The sequence below is a fragment of the Bacillus sp. MT94 genome (assembly GCF_058792475.1).
The window spans coordinates 533,644-550,605 of sequence record NZ_JBXAEZ010000002.1 but is presented as its reverse complement, the minus strand read 5'-3'; the positions used below and the strand labels follow the sequence as shown (position 1 = coordinate 550,605).

15 protein-coding genes, 1 pseudogene and 2 riboswitches are annotated in these 16,962 nt (G+C 35.9%); of the genes and pseudogenes, 10 read left to right on the top strand and 6 right to left on the bottom strand.

Annotation, left to right across the window (positions count from 1 at the left end; translation table 11 throughout):
• Positions 1-82: 82 nt before the first annotated feature.
• The gene (gene metC / locus AC1Q51_RS08570; protein WP_090977063.1) at positions 83-1,246 is read right to left on the bottom strand and encodes a cystathionine beta-lyase; all 1,164 of its coding nucleotides are present in this window, start codon (positions 1,244-1,246) and stop codon (positions 83-85) included.
• Positions 1,243-2,355, bottom strand: coding sequence for a cystathionine gamma-synthase/O-acetylhomoserine thiolyase (gene metI, locus AC1Q51_RS08565; protein ID WP_000103889.1), 1,113 nt, complete (start codon positions 2,353-2,355; stop codon positions 1,243-1,245). Before metI ends, metC begins: the two co-directional genes overlap by 4 nt.
• Before the next feature lie 94 nt (positions 2,356-2,449).
• Positions 2,450-2,560: riboswitch (SAM riboswitch) on the bottom strand.
• 203 nt (positions 2,561-2,763) lie between these two features.
• Positions 2,764-2,873: riboswitch (SAM riboswitch) on the top strand.
• Positions 2,874-2,943: 70 nt separating this feature from the next.
• Between metI and AC1Q51_RS08560 the strand changes: the two genes are divergently transcribed.
• From AC1Q51_RS08560 to AC1Q51_RS08535, 6 genes are all read left to right on the top strand, one after another.
• Positions 2,944-4,776 (top strand): bifunctional homocysteine S-methyltransferase/methylenetetrahydrofolate reductase, encoded by a 1,833-nt coding sequence (locus tag AC1Q51_RS08560; RefSeq protein ID WP_492331464.1) that lies wholly within the window; start codon positions 2,944-2,946, stop codon positions 4,774-4,776.
• Positions 4,776-8,174 carry a methionine synthase gene (gene metH, locus AC1Q51_RS08555; protein ID WP_098835508.1) on the top strand — a complete coding sequence of 1,133 codons (3,399 nt, stop codon included), beginning with the start codon at positions 4,776-4,778 and terminating at the stop codon, positions 8,172-8,174. The genes AC1Q51_RS08560 and metH overlap by 1 nt, the downstream gene beginning before the upstream one ends.
• A gap of 18 nt (positions 8,175-8,192) precedes the next feature.
• Positions 8,193-9,251, top strand: coding sequence for an undecaprenyldiphospho-muramoylpentapeptide beta-N-acetylglucosaminyltransferase (murG, locus tag AC1Q51_RS08550; RefSeq protein WP_089171761.1), 1,059 nt, complete (start codon positions 8,193-8,195; stop codon positions 9,249-9,251).
• A 194-nt stretch (positions 9,252-9,445) separates the two neighbouring features.
• The gene (locus AC1Q51_RS08545; RefSeq protein WP_000817964.1) at positions 9,446-9,706 is read left to right on the top strand and encodes a DUF3966 domain-containing protein; all 261 of its coding nucleotides are present in this window, start codon (positions 9,446-9,448) and stop codon (positions 9,704-9,706) included.
• A 95-nt stretch (positions 9,707-9,801) separates the two neighbouring features.
• The gene (locus AC1Q51_RS08540) at positions 9,802-10,176 is read left to right on the top strand and encodes a nucleoside 2-deoxyribosyltransferase (protein WP_001012331.1); all 375 of its coding nucleotides are present in this window, start codon (positions 9,802-9,804) and stop codon (positions 10,174-10,176) included.
• A 79-nt stretch (positions 10,177-10,255) separates the two neighbouring features.
• On the top strand, positions 10,256-10,744 hold the full coding sequence (locus tag AC1Q51_RS08535; RefSeq protein ID WP_139213257.1) for a hypothetical protein: 489 nt from the start codon (positions 10,256-10,258) through the stop codon (positions 10,742-10,744).
• A 34-nt stretch (positions 10,745-10,778) separates the two neighbouring features.
• Here the strand turns inward: AC1Q51_RS08535 and AC1Q51_RS08530 are convergent, their stop codons facing one another.
• A complete protein-coding gene (locus tag AC1Q51_RS08530) occupies positions 10,779-11,090 on the bottom strand; it encodes a hypothetical protein (RefSeq protein WP_001093240.1) in 312 nt (103 codons plus the stop codon).
• A 253-nt stretch (positions 11,091-11,343) separates the two neighbouring features.
• Here AC1Q51_RS08530 and AC1Q51_RS08525 point away from each other — a divergent pair, with 253 nt between their 5' ends.
• Both AC1Q51_RS08525 and AC1Q51_RS08520 read left to right on the top strand, forming a co-directional pair.
• Entirely contained in the window at positions 11,344-11,559 is a 216-nt protein-coding gene (locus AC1Q51_RS08525; RefSeq protein ID WP_001008326.1) for a DUF3912 family protein, read from the top strand.
• A gap of 87 nt (positions 11,560-11,646) precedes the next feature.
• Positions 11,647-12,039 (top strand): annotated as a pseudogene (locus AC1Q51_RS08520) (hypothetical protein).
• Between the two features lie 79 nt (positions 12,040-12,118).
• Here the strand turns inward: AC1Q51_RS08520 and AC1Q51_RS08515 are convergent.
• The 3 genes from AC1Q51_RS08515 to AC1Q51_RS08505 form a co-directional block, all read right to left on the bottom strand.
• The gene (locus AC1Q51_RS08515) at positions 12,119-13,513 is read right to left on the bottom strand and encodes an L-cystine transporter (RefSeq protein ID WP_001094344.1); all 1,395 of its coding nucleotides are present in this window, start codon (positions 13,511-13,513) and stop codon (positions 12,119-12,121) included.
• A gap of 107 nt (positions 13,514-13,620) precedes the next feature.
• Positions 13,621-13,863, bottom strand: a complete 243-nt coding sequence (locus AC1Q51_RS08510) for a DUF2626 domain-containing protein (protein WP_000375619.1) — start codon at positions 13,861-13,863, stop codon at positions 13,621-13,623.
• 126 nt (positions 13,864-13,989) lie between these two features.
• A complete protein-coding gene (locus AC1Q51_RS08505; protein ID WP_000434107.1) occupies positions 13,990-14,685 on the bottom strand; it encodes a helix-turn-helix transcriptional regulator in 696 nt (231 codons plus the stop codon).
• Positions 14,686-14,890: 205 nt separating this feature from the next.
• Between AC1Q51_RS08505 and comGA the strand changes: the two genes are divergently transcribed.
• A complete protein-coding gene (comGA, locus tag AC1Q51_RS08500; RefSeq protein ID WP_001013187.1) occupies positions 14,891-15,934 on the top strand; it encodes a competence type IV pilus ATPase ComGA in 1,044 nt (347 codons plus the stop codon).
• Complete coding sequence (comGB, locus tag AC1Q51_RS08495; protein ID WP_090977070.1) at positions 15,927-16,958, top strand: competence type IV pilus assembly protein ComGB; 1,032 nt, start codon at positions 15,927-15,929, stop codon at positions 16,956-16,958. The genes comGA and comGB overlap by 8 nt, the downstream gene beginning before the upstream one ends.
• Positions 16,959-16,962: the final 4 nt, after the last annotated feature.

Below are 16,962 nucleotides of genomic sequence, written 5' to 3'. Positions count from 1 at the left end.
CTATAAGAAAAATTTCAAATGACTATAACTAAATCGCATAAAAAGAAGATATGAAAACCTATTCTCATATCTTCTTTTTTCTCTATGCATTTACAGGTTCTTCTACATAAGAAAGGGCATTTTCAAAATCGGATATTAAATCGTTAACATTTTCAAGACCGACTGATAACCGAAGTAATGAATTAGAGATTCCTCTTTCATCACGAGCTTCTTGCGACAGTGCTGCATGTGACATTTTTGCTGGATAAGAAAGAATTGACTCTACAGCTCCTAAACTAACTGCAAAAACAGGTAATTTTACTTTTGATAAAAATTGGCGGAGTGCATCTTCTGACTGCAAAGTAAATGATAAGACTGCTCCAGCTGATGTTGCTTGAGATTGTTGAATATCAAATCCGAGATGTGTTTGTAATCCCGGATAATAGACATTTTGTACTTTAGTGTGCTCTTGTAAATAATGTGCAATTTTATTGGCATTTTTAGCTGAATGCTCGAGGCGTACATGTAATGTTTTTAGACCGCGAAGTACGAGAGAACAATCTTGAGGTCCTAAAATAGCACCGAATGCATTTTGTAAAAATCCAAGCTTTTGAGCGAGTTCTGCATCTTTTACTACTGCTAATCCGGCAGTAACATCACTATGCCCAGCAATAAATTTTGTGGCACTATGAAGAACAACATCAGCTCCAAGTTCAAGTGGTTTTTGGAATAGTGGTGTCAAAAATGTATTATCAACAAAAGTAAGAGCCCCAATAGATTTTGCAAGTTTAGAAACCTCGCGAATATCTGTCACCTTTAAAAGTGGATTAGAAGGTGTTTCTACATAAAAGAGCTTTGTATTTGGTTTAATGCTTTGTTTTATTTCTTCTAAATTGGTCATATCAACAAATGTATGTGAAACACCGTAACGGGAGAGTACCTCAGTTATCACTCGGTAAGTTCCTCCGTATACATCTTCTGAAATGAGTACGTGATCACCTTGTGAAAGAAGGAGGAATGCAGTGGAAATCGCTGCAATGCCTGATGCAAAGGCGAATCCCTTTGTTCCACCTTCTAATAAAGCAATGATATCTTCAAGAGCTTCACGAGTTGGATTTCCTGACCTGCTATAGTCATATTTTCCGAACGTATCTACATCAAACTGGTGAAAAGTTGATGTGTTATAGATAGGAACGTTCACAGCTCCTGTTTGCGAGTCATGTTTATATTGGTTGTGTAGTAAGAGTGTATCTATAGAATAACTCATATTCTTACACCTTCTTTTACAAGTTTAATGGCTTGCTTTAAGTCTTGAATTAAATCGTTACTATTTTCAATGCCAACGGAGAATCGAAGAAGACGATTACATACACCGTTTGCTGTTCTAATTTCTTCAGGAATATCAGCATGTGTTTGCGTTGCTGGATAAGTCATTAAACTTTCTACACCACCAAGACTTTCGGCAAATGTAATTAAGGATAAAGATTGTAAGAATGGATTAATCCAAGCTTCATCTTTAAGGCGAAATGAAATCATGCCGCCTCTTCCAGGATAAAATACATCTGTCACCCCGTCTTCATCATTTAAATATGCAACAACTGCTTTCGCATTTTCTTCATGCTGTCTCATGCGAAGCGCTAACGTTTTCATACCGCGAATTAGTAACCATGAGTCAAATGGGCTTAAAACTGCACCTGATGCATTATGATAATGAGCGATTTCTTCACAAAGTTCCTTTCCTTTTGCAACGACAAGTCCGCTTAGTACATCGTTATGTCCCCCTAAATATTTCGTTGCGCTGTGAAGTACAATGTCAGCACCTTCTGTTAATGGTTGCTGTATATAAGGTGTGTAGAATGTGTTGTCTACAATAAGAAGTAGTCCGTGCCTTTTCGCTACAGTTGCGACAGCAGCAATATCAGTAACTTGCATTAATGGATTAGTTGGAGTTTCTATGAAAATAGCCTTCGTTTCAGTTGTGATAGCTTGCTCAATTTGTTTAATAGACTGTGTATTTACGTATCTACATCGAACATTCCACTTTTTTTCATGTTCAGAAAATAATCGATACGTTCCACCGTATAAATCTTCAGATACAATAAGTTCGTCTCCAGAGCGGAATAGAGAAAGGACGAGGAGAACAGCCGCCATCCCTGAACTACAGGCATAACCTTGTTCGCCATATTCTAAGTCTGCGATTGCCTGTTCTAAAAGACCTCGAGTTGGATTGCCAGTTCGTGAATAGTCAAAGCCAGTAGATTTACCAATTCCTTCATGACGATAAGCGGTTGAGAAATAAACTGGTGGATTAACCGTTCCAGTTGTAGTTTCACTGCGATTGCCGATTTGTGCTAGTTTTGTTTCGATTGTTGACATGTGAAAATTCCTCCTTTTTAAATTGAAACATTAAGTGAATATAAAATAAAAAAAGCCTTCTAAGAAGAAGGCTTTCGGTTTGAATAGAGTCTTCTTCTCATCTGTCAAATCTTTCACAATTTGCTGGAATTAGCACCTTATTAACAAAATGTTAATGGTTGCTGAGGCGTCACAGGGCCAGTCCCTCTACCTCTCTAGATAAGAATGTTCGTATGAAATTTTTATTATGTTTTTAACTTTACAACAAAAGATAATTGAATTGCAACTTTATTTTGAAAAATTTTTATTTTTCCGCAAGTGTCATTGACTTTTACTTTTGTGCATGCTAAATTTATTAAAAAATTAACAAACATTGTTAAAAGGGGAACGCATTTCCTTTTAGCTACATAAATAAAATAATAAAGACAACTCTTATTGAGAGCGGTGGAGGGAAAGGCCCTGTGAAACCCGGCAACCTTCAAACGAAATGTTTGAAACGGTGCTAATACCTGCAAAACGAATGTTTTGCATAATAAGAGGAGGAACGATTATGTCCCCCTCTTCAAAGTGAAGAGGGGGTTTTTATATTGATAGAAATGAGGGAGATTCGTGAAATTACTAGATTTATTATCAAAAGGAATTGTAATAGGTGATGGTGCGGTTGGGACGTTATTGCATTCACATGGCTTGCAAAGTAGCTTTGAAGAATTGAATGTATCTGATCCAGACTTAATTATATCGATTCATAAACAATATGTAGCTGCTGGAGCAGATGTAATTCAAACGAATACGTATGGAGCAAATGAGGCGAAATTACGTATGTACGGCTTAGAAAATCAAGTTACAGAAATTAATAGAGCGGCAGTAAAACTGGCGAAAGCATCTGTGACAGATAAAAATGCAATTTTAGGAACAATTGGTGGTATGAAACATATCGGAGCCGTTACAACGACTGATATGGAAAGGGAGTTTATGCTACTTGAACAGGCAGGGGCTTTACTAGAAGAACAGGTTGATGGATTACTATTAGAAACTTTTTACGATGAATTTGAATTACTTCATGCTGTTAAAGTATTGCGTAAGCAAACGAACATTCCAATTGTTGCTCAATTAGCGTTACATGAAGCAGGTACGACTCAAAATGGAAATGATGTCAATGAAATATTAAAGCAACTTATAGATTACGGTGCAAATGTTGTTGGATTAAATTGTCAACTAGGGCCGCTTCATATGACGGAGGCTTTCAAAATGATATCGATTCCGCAAAATGGCTATTTATCAGCATACCCAAATGCAGGTCTCCCGAATTATGTGGAGGGACGTTACGTATATGAGGGAAGCCCAGCTTATTTTGAGGCGATGACGCCGAGATTTATTGAGCAAGGTATTCGGTTATTAGGTGGTTGTTGTGGTACGACTCCAGAACATATTCAAAGTATGAAGCACGCTGTTGCGAATGTTACACCTGTAATAGAAAAAGACACCATTCAAAGGCCGAAAGTTGTTCATACGCATGAGAAACGTTCGAAGGCTCACGTCACTCTAGCAGAGAAAGCGAAAAAACAAACGACAGTTGTAGTGGAATTAGATCCACCGAAAACGTTAGATACACAGCGGTTTTTTGAAGGAGCAAGAGCTTTAAAAAGAGCGGGAGCAGATGCTATTACTCTAGCAGATAATTCATTAGCATCGCCTCGTATTTCTAATATGGCAATGGGTGCGTTATTAACGAAGCATGATATCCCGGTATTGACACATTTAACGTGTAGGGATCATAACGTCATTGGACTACAATCTCATTTGTTAGGTTTATCGGCGTTAGGGATGGAAGAAGTGTTAGCTTTAACTGGTGATCCAGCGCGCGTTGGTGATTTTCCTGGTGCAACTTCTGTATACGATTTGTCCTCTATTGAGCTCATTAAAATGATTAAAGAAATGAACGATGGACGTTCAATTTTAGGGAAATCAATTGGACCGGCGACAAGGTTTTCTGTAGGCGGCGCATTTAATCCTCACGTGAGGCACTTAAAAGCAGCGGTTAAGCGAATGGAACGAAAAATAGATGCTGGAGCGGAATATTTTTTAACTCAGCCAATTTACGATATCGCGTTAATTGAAGAAGTGTATGAAGCGACAAAGCATTTGGAACAACCTATTTTTATTGGAATTATGCCGTTAGTAAGTAAGCGGAATGCAGATTTTCTTCATTTTGAGGTACCGGGTATTACTCTTCCAGAAGAAATAAGAGAGAGAATGGATGGAGACGAAACGAAAGAGGCGGCAATTGAGGAAGGGATTCGCATTTCGCAAGAATTGATCGACGCAGCGATGAAATATTTTAATGGTATTTATCTTATTACACCATTTTTAAAATATGAAATTACAGAACATCTTGTTAAATATGTAAGAGAAAAGCAAGAAGTGAAAGAAGGTATTAATTGATGAAGTGTATAGAAGAAAAATTACAAAATAGCATTTTAATATTAGATGGTGCAATGGGAACAATGATTCAGCAAGAGGATTTAACTGCTGAAGATTTCGGAGGAGAAGAGTACGAGGGCTGTAATGAATATTTAGTAGAAACAAGACCAGACGTTATTTTAAAGATTCATAAAGCTTATATTGAAGCTGGAGCGGATATTATTGAAACAAATACATTTGGGGCAACGAATATTGTACTAAGTGATTATGAGCTGTCTCATTTAGATGAAGAACTAAATGAAAAGGCAGCACTTTTGGCGAAGCAAGCTGTTAAAGAAAGCGGTAAGGAAGTATATGTTGCGGGAGCGATGGGACCAACAACGAAAGCAATTAGTGTTACTGGTGGTGTGACTTTTGAAGAATTGATTGAGGCTTATACAAGGCAGGCACGAGGATTATTAAAAGGAGAAGTTGATGTATTACTCGTTGAGACGAGTCAAGATATGCGTAACGTGAAAGCAGCTTATATTGGAATTCAAGCTGCTTTTGAAGAACTGAAAAAAACGGTTCCTATTATGATTTCAGGAACGATTGAGCCAATGGGAACGACTCTGGCTGGGCAAACAATTGAAGCTTTTTATTTATCAGTAGAACATATGAAACCATTATCTGTTGGGTTAAATTGTGCGACTGGTCCGGAGTTTATGAGGGACCATATTCGTTCACTATCTGATTTATCGGAGTGTTACATTTCTTGTTATCCAAATGCAGGTCTTCCTGATGAAGATGGACATTACCATGAGTCTCCATCTTCTCTCGCTAAAAAGGTGAAGCAATTTGCTGAAGAAGGATGGGTTAATATTATCGGTGGTTGTTGTGGCACGACACCAGAACATATAAAAGCAATGAAAGAAGCACTAGCATCTCTTAAGCCTCGTGACCATCATGAGAGAGAAGGACATGGAATTAGTGGATTAGAGGCACTGCAATATGATGAGTCTATGAGACCGTTATTTGTAGGTGAAAGAACGAATGTTATTGGATCACGTAAATTTAAACGATTAGTAGCAGAAGGGAAATTTGAAGAGGCTGCTGAAGTGGCAAGAGCGCAAGTGAAGAAAAATGCTCATATTATTGATATTTGTATGGCAGATCCTGATCGTGATGAAATAGAAGATATGGAGAAATTTTTGACAGAAGTTACGAAAGTGTTAAAAGTACCGATTATGATTGATTCAACGGATGAAAATGTTATGGCAAGAGCACTTACTTATATTCAAGGAAAAGCTGTTATCAACTCTATTAATTTAGAAGATGGAGAAGAGCGTTTTGAAAAGGTAACACCGCTTCTTCGTAAGTATGGTGCTGCAATTGTAGTTGGTACAATCGATGAAGATGGTATGGCAGTAAGTGCTGAAAGAAAATTAGAAATTGCAAAAAGAAGTTACGAATTATTAACGACGAAATATGGGATACGCCCGTCAGATATTATTTTTGATGCACTTGTGTTTCCAGTAGGGACAGGTGATGAAGAATATATTGGTTCAGCGGCAGCGACTATAGAGGGCATTCGCCTTATTAAAGAAGCGTTACCAGAGTGTTTAACGATTTTAGGTGTAAGTAACATATCATTTGGTTTACCACCGGCTGGACGTGAAGTATTGAATTCCGTCTTTTTATATCATGCTACGAAGGCTGGATTAGATTACGCGATTGTTAATACGGAAAAATTAGAACGCTATGCGTCGATTCCAGAGGAAGAAAAACACCTTGCAGATGCATTACTGTTTGAAACGACGAAAGAGACGTTAGAAGAATTTACAAACTTTTACCGAGTCGCTAAAAAGAAAGATGTCGTTGTGCAAGAAACGTTAACGCTAGATGAACGACTAGCAAATTATATTGTAGAAGGTACGAAACAAGGATTACACGAGGATTTAAGTCTTGCACTTGAAGAAGGAAGAAAACCTCTTGATATTATTAACGGTCCGCTTATGACAGGGATGGATGAGGTAGGACGACTATTTAATAATAATGAACTTATTGTTGCTGAAGTATTGCAAAGTGCCGAAAGTATGAAAGCTGCTGTAAGTTATTTAGAGCCACATATGGAATCTAGCGATAGTGCAAAAAAAGGGAAAGTATTATTAGCAACTGTAAAAGGTGATGTGCATGATATTGGGAAAAATCTCGTTGAAATTATTTTAGCGAATAACGGATATGAGATTATTAATTTAGGAATTAATGTACGTTCGGATCGAATTGTTCAAGAAGTACAAGAAAAGAAGCCGGACATTATAGGCCTTTCAGGTTTATTAGTAAAATCAGCGCAACAAATGGTAACGACTGCTGAAGATTTAAAAGCAGCAAATATTGATGTTCCCATTGTTGTAGGTGGTGCAGCGTTAACGAGAAAGTTTACAGATAATCGGATTTCACCATCATATAAAGGGCTCGTTTGTTATGCGAGTGATGCGATGACGGGGCTCGATATTATTAATAAGCTTCAAAAAGAAGAAGAGCGTGAGAAGATGAAACAGGATAAAAAAGAACGTCATCTTCATATCGTAAAAAAAGAGGAGAAGAAAGTAGAAATTCCAGCAGTAATTGAGCCATTACCGAAGGCTGAGGTTATGGTGCCTGATTCAACAAAACGAATTGTATTACGTGATATTCCGGCTCTTCATCTCGCTCCATTTTTAAATAGACAAATGCTACTTGGGCATCACCTTGGATTAAAAGGAAATGTGAAGAAGCTTTTGAAAGAGGGAGATAAGAGAGCCCATGAATTAAATGATTTAATAGATGAATTATTGCAGGAAGGACAATCTTGGTTAAAGCCGAAAGCAGTGTATCAATTTTTCCCAGCGCAAAGCGACGGACAAAACATTGTAATATATGATCCAGAAGATCATACGCGTGTTATAGAGCGTTTCACATTCCCTAGACAAGGAAAGGCTCCCTATCGTACTTTAGGCGATTATTTGCGCCCAATTGGAGATGAGATGGACTATGTTGCTTTCTTATCTGTTACGGTTGGGGAAGGAGTTCGGGACATTGCTGAAGAGTGGAAGGCGAAAGGTGATTACTTACGTAGTCATGCCATTCAATCGTTAGCGCTTGAATTAGCAGAAGGACTTGCTGAAAAAACACATATGCTCATTCGTGACCGCTGGGGCATTCCAGACTCACCTGAACTGACGATGGAAGAACGTTTCCGTACGAAATATAGAGGAATACGCGTGTCATTTGGTTATCCGGCGTGTCCAGAACTTGCAGATCAAGAAAAGCTATTTCGCTTAATTCATCCAGAGGAAATAGGTATTTCATTAACAGAAGGATTCATGATGGAGCCAGAAGCGTCCGTAACGGCTATGGTATTTTCTCACCCTGAGGCAAGATATTTTAGTGTATTATAGTCTAGAAGGGGGAGACGTATGAAGAAAATAGTCTTTACAGGTGGCGGTTCGGCAGGACATGTAACACCTAATTTAGCCATTATCCCATATTTACAGGAAGACAACTGGGATATCTCTTATATTGGTTCTCACCAAGGTATTGAGAAAACGATTATAGAAAAGGAAGGCATTCCCTACTATAGTATTTCGAGTGGAAAGCTACGTCGTTATTTTGATTTAAAAAATATAAAAGATCCTTTTCTTGTAATGAAGGGGGTTATGGATGCATATGTAAGAATTCGAAAACTAAAACCAGATGTGATTTTTTCAAAAGGCGGTTTCGTATCCGTACCAGTCGTAATTGGAGGATGGCTAAATAGAGTACCAGTTTTATTACATGAATCTGATATGACGCCAGGACTAGCAAATAAAATTGCGCTTCGTTTTGCTTCGAAAATATTTGTTACATTTGAAGAAGCGGCGAAACATTTACCGAGAGAAAAAGTAATATATACGGGATCTCCTGTACGTGAAGAAGTGCTGAAGGGAAATCGTGAAACAGGTTTAGCATTTTTAGGTTTTTCACGTAAAAAGCCAGTTATTACGATTATGGGAGGTAGCTTGGGCGCGAAAAAAATTAATGATACGGCTCGAGAAGCATTACCAGAACTTCTTAAAAAGTATCAAATTGTTCACCTTTGCGGAAAAGGTAACCTTGATGAAAGTTTACAAAATAAAGAAGGATATAGACAATTTGAATATGTACATGGAGAACTGCCAGATATATTAGCGGTAACAGATTTTGTTATTTCACGCGCGGGCTCCAACGCAATTTTTGAATTTTTAACATTACAAAAGCCGATGGTTTTAATTCCATTATCGAAATTTGCAAGCCGTGGAGATCAAATATTAAATGCAGAGTCCTTTGAAAGGCAAGGGTATGCCTCCGTATTATATGAAGAAGATGTAACTGTAAAATCTCTTATAAAGTATGTCGAAGAATTGAATCAAAATAATGAGAAGTATAAAACAGCACTAAAAAAATATAATGGAAAAGAAGCAATTAAAACAATCATTCAAAATATTTCAGAGGCATGATGAAACAATCATGCCTCTTTTAGTAGGGTGAAAGATTCCAAGAATTGATATTTTTATGTTACAATAAAGTGAAACTTTAATCAGTTGGGGGCATCCTCCATCTAACTTCTTTGCTTTCACTGGAATTTGAGGAGGGGGTTTTACTGCCCTCAAATAGCGGGATAACAAATGGGTTAATAGGGAAATTCCAATTAATGAAGCGTGAAAATACGAATGGATTAGGAGTGACTGTGTTGGAGCTAAGTCTCTATGAAAATACTGCACTTATTATATGCTTTGTGTTGTACGTTGGTAGTGTTATTGTTTATATTTCAAGGAAATTTTCGCAAGAAAGAGAGCTTGAAAAATCAGAGATAACAGCTGAACTAGAAATGTTAGCTGATGAAAGTTATAAAAAACAAAAAATAAAAGAAGACCATGAAGCATCCCATCATTTAAACGCAAATAAGTTTTAAAGATGGGGATTTTTTTTGAAGTTGTTCTTTATTATAGCTATAACAATTAACGCTAAAAAGGAGTTTCCCCATACATAATGAAGGAGTGTATATAAATGAATTTTTATATCGCCTCAGGTTTCCAAAATAAACATCTTGTATGTTCCGTAGCAAATGAACTGAAACATGCAGGATGGCACCATACATATGATTGGACCAAAAACGAAAGAGCAGTGAATCAAGAACAATTAAGAGAAATTGGTCAGGCAGAAAAAAATGCTGTAAAAGAAGCGGATGTGTTTTTACTTATATTAGATGGCGGAAACGGGAGCCATACAGAGTTTGGAATGGCGATTGCACTAGAGAAAACGATATATGTATATCATGCAGGAAACCCGCTCCAAACAACGTTCTATCACTTGCCAGAAATAAATATTTTTGAAGGAGATGTAGCTGAGTTTGCATCTTATGTTATGAATCATGTGAAATAATAGTAACTACCTAAAAGGTTATAAAAGTGATCTTTTGGGTACAGTGATGATAAGAAACGTATATAAAGGAGTACATAATATGAAATTAGAAAATGGATGGGAAACGAGCTTTTTAGAAGTCGTACAAAATAGTGAATTTAAGAAAGAGGCACTTCTTAGTCAATTGCTTTGTCAGGATAGTGAAGAAGTAGAAGAGCTTGTGGATGATTACGGCTACGAAGAACTTGTTGAACGTGAACATGATGATGAGTTAGCTGAAATCTTAGGAGAAGAACTTTTTAGTGAGATGGAACGCCAAGTATTCTTATCTTCAAACCCAGAAGAAAAACTTATTGCATTCGTCAATGGATTAGGTTTTCATGTGTTAGATTGGATCGTTCTTCTTGAAACAGAATTTGGCATTGATAGTGCAAACTTTACATCAGATGCTGTAAAGGTGTTAGAAAAGCGTTTCAGACAGTTTCCGTACATAGAGAATAATACAATTTTTGATATGACATTTGGAGAATCGATGGATGTATTAGAATCTGTTACAGGATTACAACTAAAGGAAAAGATGAACATATAATGAAAAAAGAACGTGATTCAATCACGTTCTTTTTTTACATAATAATAATTTTATCATCTAGTTTTGTCTGCCCGGTAAGAAGTGCGTTTAAATATTCCACTTTTCTTATACAAGCTTGTATATGTCTTTCAACCTCTTGTAACTCTGCTTGGTGATGTGTTTCAATTGGATGAATTTGTACGTTGAATTTTTCAAATTGACTACTATATGTTATTTCTGCATAGCCGCTCATAATATCGGTTTCGTTATGAAATAAAAATTGCCTCGTTTTGTCACAGAATGATACATCCTGAAAGCCATATACTTTTAATGCTTCAATTACTTTTTTAATCATTTTTGTATTCATTTTTTTAACCCTCTTTACGAAGTTCTACTTTTATATTATAACATAAAAAATTACATAGAAAGCGCTTCCAAGTGTATTTTATTATAAACTTTACGTTTCAATCACAAAAATGAAACAAAGAAAAAATAATTGTAAAGAAGGAAGGACTCTTTTATTGTTTCGTCATATATATAGAGAAATAGTGCAATGAAAGGAAATTTTCCGAGGTGGAGATCGTATTTCCAATTTGAGCGCAGTAAAAGAGGTGAGAATCTTGAACTTTGATATTGTAGGACAAAAAGCATATATAAAAGATGGACCGCATCGGAACCGAATTGGAATTGTAAAGAAAAACGAGACAAAATTAGCATCGCAGTTTGCTATTGTAATTGGAGAACAAATTATTGATGTAGAGCTAAAGGATATCGTGTTAGTTGGAGTAGACGTAGGACAATTTCATAAATGGTGCGAACAAAATGGTTATTTGTGAAAAGGACGGGCTGTGAGATAATGAAATATATTTGAGGAAAGAGAATATATTATTGTATTCTCTTTTTCTATGTTTAAGGAGGCGAAAATGAAATATAAAGAACAGGAGTTTACGTTGGAGTTAAAAGAGAACATTCAATGTATGGAGAAGGAAATAGAGCGAATGGCACTTAAATTGTATAAAGAGTATTCGCATTTATACATAGAAAAAAACATGGAATTAGATATGGGATTTGCAAGAGAAAAAGAGAATCCCTTTGAGGTGGGTTATTATTCAACAGTTGCTATAGCTATATTAGATGAAGAAAAAGAGATGATTAAATTTCACAATATTCCAATTTAAGGATGTTAAAGAATCTTTTTAGGAATGCCAATTCAATCAAACATTTTGGGTAGTAAGAAAGTAGGAGAACTCGCTGATGAATCTTGTTATGAGATTGAGGAAGAGTTAAAAGAGCAATTAGAAGAATACTTGGAGTGATAATTCTCAAGATAAGATCTATAAAGAGGGAACGGAATAAAAAAGACGCTAACAATTGTATGTTAGCGTCTTTTTTTCATTATGAAGCAATTTCACCAGTTTTTGTATCATCTTGATTGTACGTATCTTGATCTAATTCACCAAGCCATTTACTTGAAATAAGACCTGCTGTCATAGAACCACTTACGTTAAGAGCTGTACGACCCATATCGATTAATGGCTCAACCGAGATAACTAGAGCAACAATACCGATTGGTAAGTTCATTGTAGATAGTACGATTAAAGCTGCGAATGTTGCACCGCCACCAACTCCGGCAACACCGAATGAGCTAATAGCAACAACAGCGATTAAAGTTAAAATAAATTGTGGTTGTAATGGATCAATTCCTACAGTTGGAGCGACCATCATTGCAAGCATTGCTGGATAAATACCTGCGCAACCGTTTTGTCCGATAGATACCCCAAATGAAGCTGCGAAGTTTGCAATTCCTTCGGAGATACCAAGCTTTTCTTTTTGAGCTTCAATATTTAATGGCATCGCACCAGCACTAGAGCGAGATGTGAATGCAAAAGTTAGTACAGGGAACACTTTTTTCAAATATTGAATTGGATTTAAACCAGACAATGCAATTAATAATAAGTGAATGATAAACATTACGATAAGTGCTACATAAGAGGCTAATACGAAGTTACCAAGCTTTAAAATAGCATTTATATCGCTACCAGCAACTGTTTTTGCCATAAGAGCTAATACGCCGTATGGAGTAAGGCGTAAAATTAATGTTACCATACGCATTACGATTGCATATACAGCATCAAGCATTTTCTTAAATAGCTCTGCTTGTTCTGGATATTTTCGTTTTACACCTATAAAGGCAATGCCGATAAAGGCTGCAAATATTACGACAGAAATTGTTGATGTTGGACGAGCGCCTGTTAAATCAAGAAACGGATTTGTAGGCAATAGCTCTAATAATTTATCTGGAATTGTTGTCTTTTCAATAGAAGTAAATCTTTCTTCAACTAGTTTCAGACGAGCAGATTCTGCATCACCTTGTTGCAAGCCTGTTGCAGATACATCAAATCCTGCACTTGCAGCGATACCGACAGCTGCAGCGATTCCTGTAGTAAGAATTAAAATTCCGATAATAAGACCACTAATTTTACCAAGGTTTTTCGTTAACTGTAATTTTGTAAATGCTGAAATAATAGATACTAAAATAAGTGGCATAACGATCATTTGAAGTAATTTCACATAACCGTTACCAATTAAGCCAAACCAAGTATTTGATTCAATAATTACTTTAGAAGTTGGCTCATAAATGAATTGTAATATAAGACCGAATAAAATTCCGACTCCTAAAGCGGTAAATACACGTTTATTAAAAGATACATGCTTACGTTGCATATAATATAATACGCCAACTAAGATGAGCATGACTGCAACGTTAATTCCGACAAGCAGTGTATTCATGTTGATTCCCCCTAATTCCAATCTGTTATATAGAATATAAGGTAATAAAACCTATAAGTCAACTAGGAAATTGCGGGATTAAAAAAAAGATGGCAAAATGCCATCTTTTAATGTCCAGCCCCAGGGACAAGTAAAAATGTCGTGTAGTATGTAAATCCTATGAAGAAAACAGTTAAATATGCCCCAAATACGTATATATACATACGCTCTGTTAATTTTAAATAGCTTAAAAGTACGAAGAAACCTGTTTGTCCTAAAAATAGTAGTGCAGCCTGTTGCATATCTCCTACGTAAAACATAACCGAGAAAATTCCAGTCCAAAAGCCGAGAACGCGAAACATGCGATCCATGCTATTTCCCTCCTTTTCTAGAAAAAGTAAAACCTCTTTTCATTATAGTTTATTTTTCTTACTATTGTAAATATTCGTTCATATAAAAAGAAGCCAATTATTATTGGCTTCTTTTTATATGATAAATTAAATTGTTAGTTTATAATTACAAGATTTACATCCATCTAATAGACTATCATGTCGAGTTAATTCCATGTTAGGGAATAGGATTTCAAAAATGCCTTTCATCATATCTCCGTGCATGTTACAAATTTCAGTTGGATGATGAACAGCAACTTCTTTAAATGGACAATTGTGTACATCATAGAAAATTTTTGTTCCATCTGCACTTAATTCAAATGCAGGTGATAAGCCGGCTGTTGAGAAAGCTTCTTTTGCAATTTGAACTTTTTGCTCTACTGTTAAAGCATCTTCACTCACATTTAAACGTTGCATATGTTGTTGCATTAATTCGGCCCCGAATTGTTTTCCTGTTTCGTATAGCGCTTTTTCACCAGCAGCGCCAAGGCTAAGTAAAGAATTAAATGCTATTCTTGCTAACAATTGATAATCACGGAATGGAAATTGCAATTGAATAACATCTTCAGATAAGACATATAATCTGCTTGGTCTTCCGCCTTTTCCAGTTTTCTTCGTTTCCGATTTAAGCATATGAACATCTTCTAATTTAGATAAATGTAAACGCGCTACGTTTGGATGAATATCGAATTCATCTGCAATTTCTTGTACAGTTACGTAACTATGTTTTTGCGAAATATATTTATAAATGTAATAACGAGTTGGGTCAGCTAAAACACCTGTAATTTTTAAAGCTTGTTCCATGAGGATCTCCACCTTTATCACTTTATCCAAGATAATAACATTATAATACAGATAAACATGAGTATAGGTAATTTCAGACAATAATTCAGAAATTGTTCATAATTTCACAAACATATTTTTCCTTTTCGTTCTAGTGAAAATACAAAATTCCAAATTTTTATTGTGCATGTTTTCATGCTATATACATAGTGAGGAGGGAAAAGTGATGAATGGGATTGAAATTTTTGCGAATACAATTTTAAAAGAAGCGTGTAGGGTACAAGCGTCAGATTTACATATTGTGCCCCGGCAGAAGGATGTAGCGGTGCAACTACGTGTAGGAAAAGATTTAATGACGAGACATTGTATTGAAAAGGAGTTTGGAGAAAAACTTGTCTCACATTTTAAATTTTTAGCATCTATGGACATAGGAGAGAAACGGAAGCCACAGAATGGTTCGTTGTATTTGCAAATTGATGGACAAGAAGTGTATTTACGCCTTTCAACACTTCCAACAGTATATCAAGAAAGTCTCGTTATTCGCCTTCATTTACAAGCATCTGTTCAGCCCTTATCACATCTTTCGTTATTTCCAAGTACGGCAGCAAAACTACTCTCGTTTTTACGCTATTCACAGGGGCTACTCGTGTTTACTGGACCGACTGGTTCTGGGAAGACAACGACAATGTATGCATTATTAGAGGTAATTAGAAAAAAGAAAACACGTCGCATCATTACACTTGAAGATCCGGTTGAAAAAAGAAGTGACGATGTATTACAAATTCAAATAAATGAAAAAGCGGGTCTCACATATGAAACAGGATTAAAGGCTATTTTACGTCATGATCCAGATATTATTTTAGTCGGTGAAATCCGTGATGAAGAAACAGCAAAAATAGCTATAAGAGCAAGTTTGACAGGACATTTAGTCATGACAACGCTGCATACGAATGATGCGAAAGGAGCAATCATTCGTTTCATGGATTATGGTATAACGAGGCAAGAGATTGAACAGTCTTTATTGGCTGTAGCTGCACAGCGACTTGTCGAATTGAAGTGTCCGTTTTGCAGAGGAAAGTGCTCAACTTTATGTAAATCAATGAGGCAAGTAAGGCAAGCAAGCATTTATGAGCTGCTATATGGATATGAGTTAAAACAAGCGCTTAAAGAAGCAGATGGAGAATGTGTTACTTACAAACATGAGACTTTAGAATCGTCAATAAGAAAAGGATATGCTTTAGGTTTTTTAGAAGATGATGTTTATGTTTAAGAAAACTTGGAGTTTAAGTGATCAAGTAGTATTGTTGAAACGTTTAGGAGAATTACTAGAAAAAGGCTACTCTCTTTTACAAGCATTAGAATTTTTACAGTTTCAATTACCTGTAGAAAAGAAAGTACAATTGCAGCACATGATTGAGGGGTTAAAAGATGGGAAAAGTCTACACGATTCTTTTCATCAGTTAAAGTTTCATCAGGACATGTTAAGTTATTTATTTTATGCCGAGCAACATGGTGATATTTCTTTTGCTTTGCAACAAGGAAGTGCACTTCTTTATAAGAAAGATAAGTATAGGAGAGATATGATGAAAATCATGCAGTATCCTATGTTTTTAATGTTTTTTCTACTAATCATGCTTTTTATTTTCAACCTCATTTTATTACCTCAGGTTGAAATGGTTTATAGTTCGTTCGGTTCTAATACACCACTACTTACAGAACAAATTTTAAGTGCAATAAAACTGCTACCTTACATTATTTTAACCGCTATTTTAACTGTTATTATTGGATGTAGTTTGTATATGTTGTATTTTAGGAAACTTCCACATATTAGCCAGGTAAAAATCATGCTTCGTATGCCCCTCATCAAAACATTTCTTATTTTAAAGCATTCACATTATTTTGCTACTCAGTTGAGTGGTTTATTAAATGGTGGACTATCAGTATGCGAAGCTTTAACAATAATGATGGAGCAAAGATATCATCCGTTCTTTCAATATGAAGCGAGCCGGATTGAAAGACAATTAATTGGAGGAGAACGGTTACAATCTATCATTGCTAAAAGTGGGTATTACGAGAAAGAACTTTCTTATGTTATTACGCATGGACAAGCAAACGGCAATTTAGCGATTGAATTAGGTGACTATAGCGATCTTATTATGGAAAAGATGGAACGGAAAATTAAACATATGTTAGTTATCATTCAGCCTATTTTATTTATATGTATTGGAGGAATCGTTGTCCTTATGTATTTAGCGATGATTATGCCAATGTTTCAAATGATGAATTCTATTTAGGGGG

Coding starts and splice junctions, on each gene's coding strand:
- metC (WP_090977063.1), bottom strand. CDS start 1,246: ATGAGTTATTCTATAGATACACTCTTACTACACAACCAATATAAACAT.
- metI (WP_000103889.1), bottom strand. CDS start 2,355: ATGTCAACAATCGAAACAAAACTAGCACAAATCGGCAATCGCAGTGAA.
- metH (WP_098835508.1), top strand. CDS start 4,776: ATGAAGTGTATAGAAGAAAAATTACAAAATAGCATTTTAATATTAGAT.
- murG (WP_089171761.1), top strand. CDS start 8,193: ATGAAGAAAATAGTCTTTACAGGTGGCGGTTCGGCAGGACATGTAACA.
- AC1Q51_RS08545 (WP_000817964.1), top strand. CDS start 9,446: ATGAAGCGTGAAAATACGAATGGATTAGGAGTGACTGTGTTGGAGCTA.
- AC1Q51_RS08540 (WP_001012331.1), top strand. CDS start 9,802: ATGAATTTTTATATCGCCTCAGGTTTCCAAAATAAACATCTTGTATGT.
- AC1Q51_RS08535 (WP_139213257.1), top strand. CDS start 10,256: ATGAAATTAGAAAATGGATGGGAAACGAGCTTTTTAGAAGTCGTACAA.
- AC1Q51_RS08530 (WP_001093240.1), bottom strand. CDS start 11,090: ATGAATACAAAAATGATTAAAAAAGTAATTGAAGCATTAAAAGTATAT.
- AC1Q51_RS08515 (WP_001094344.1), bottom strand. CDS start 13,513: ATGAATACACTGCTTGTCGGAATTAACGTTGCAGTCATGCTCATCTTA.
- AC1Q51_RS08510 (WP_000375619.1), bottom strand. CDS start 13,863: ATGGATCGCATGTTTCGCGTTCTCGGCTTTTGGACTGGAATTTTCTCG.
- AC1Q51_RS08505 (WP_000434107.1), bottom strand. CDS start 14,685: ATGGAACAAGCTTTAAAAATTACAGGTGTTTTAGCTGACCCAACTCGT.
- comGA (WP_001013187.1), top strand. CDS start 14,891: ATGAATGGGATTGAAATTTTTGCGAATACAATTTTAAAAGAAGCGTGT.
- comGB (WP_090977070.1), top strand. CDS start 15,927: ATGTTTAAGAAAACTTGGAGTTTAAGTGATCAAGTAGTATTGTTGAAA.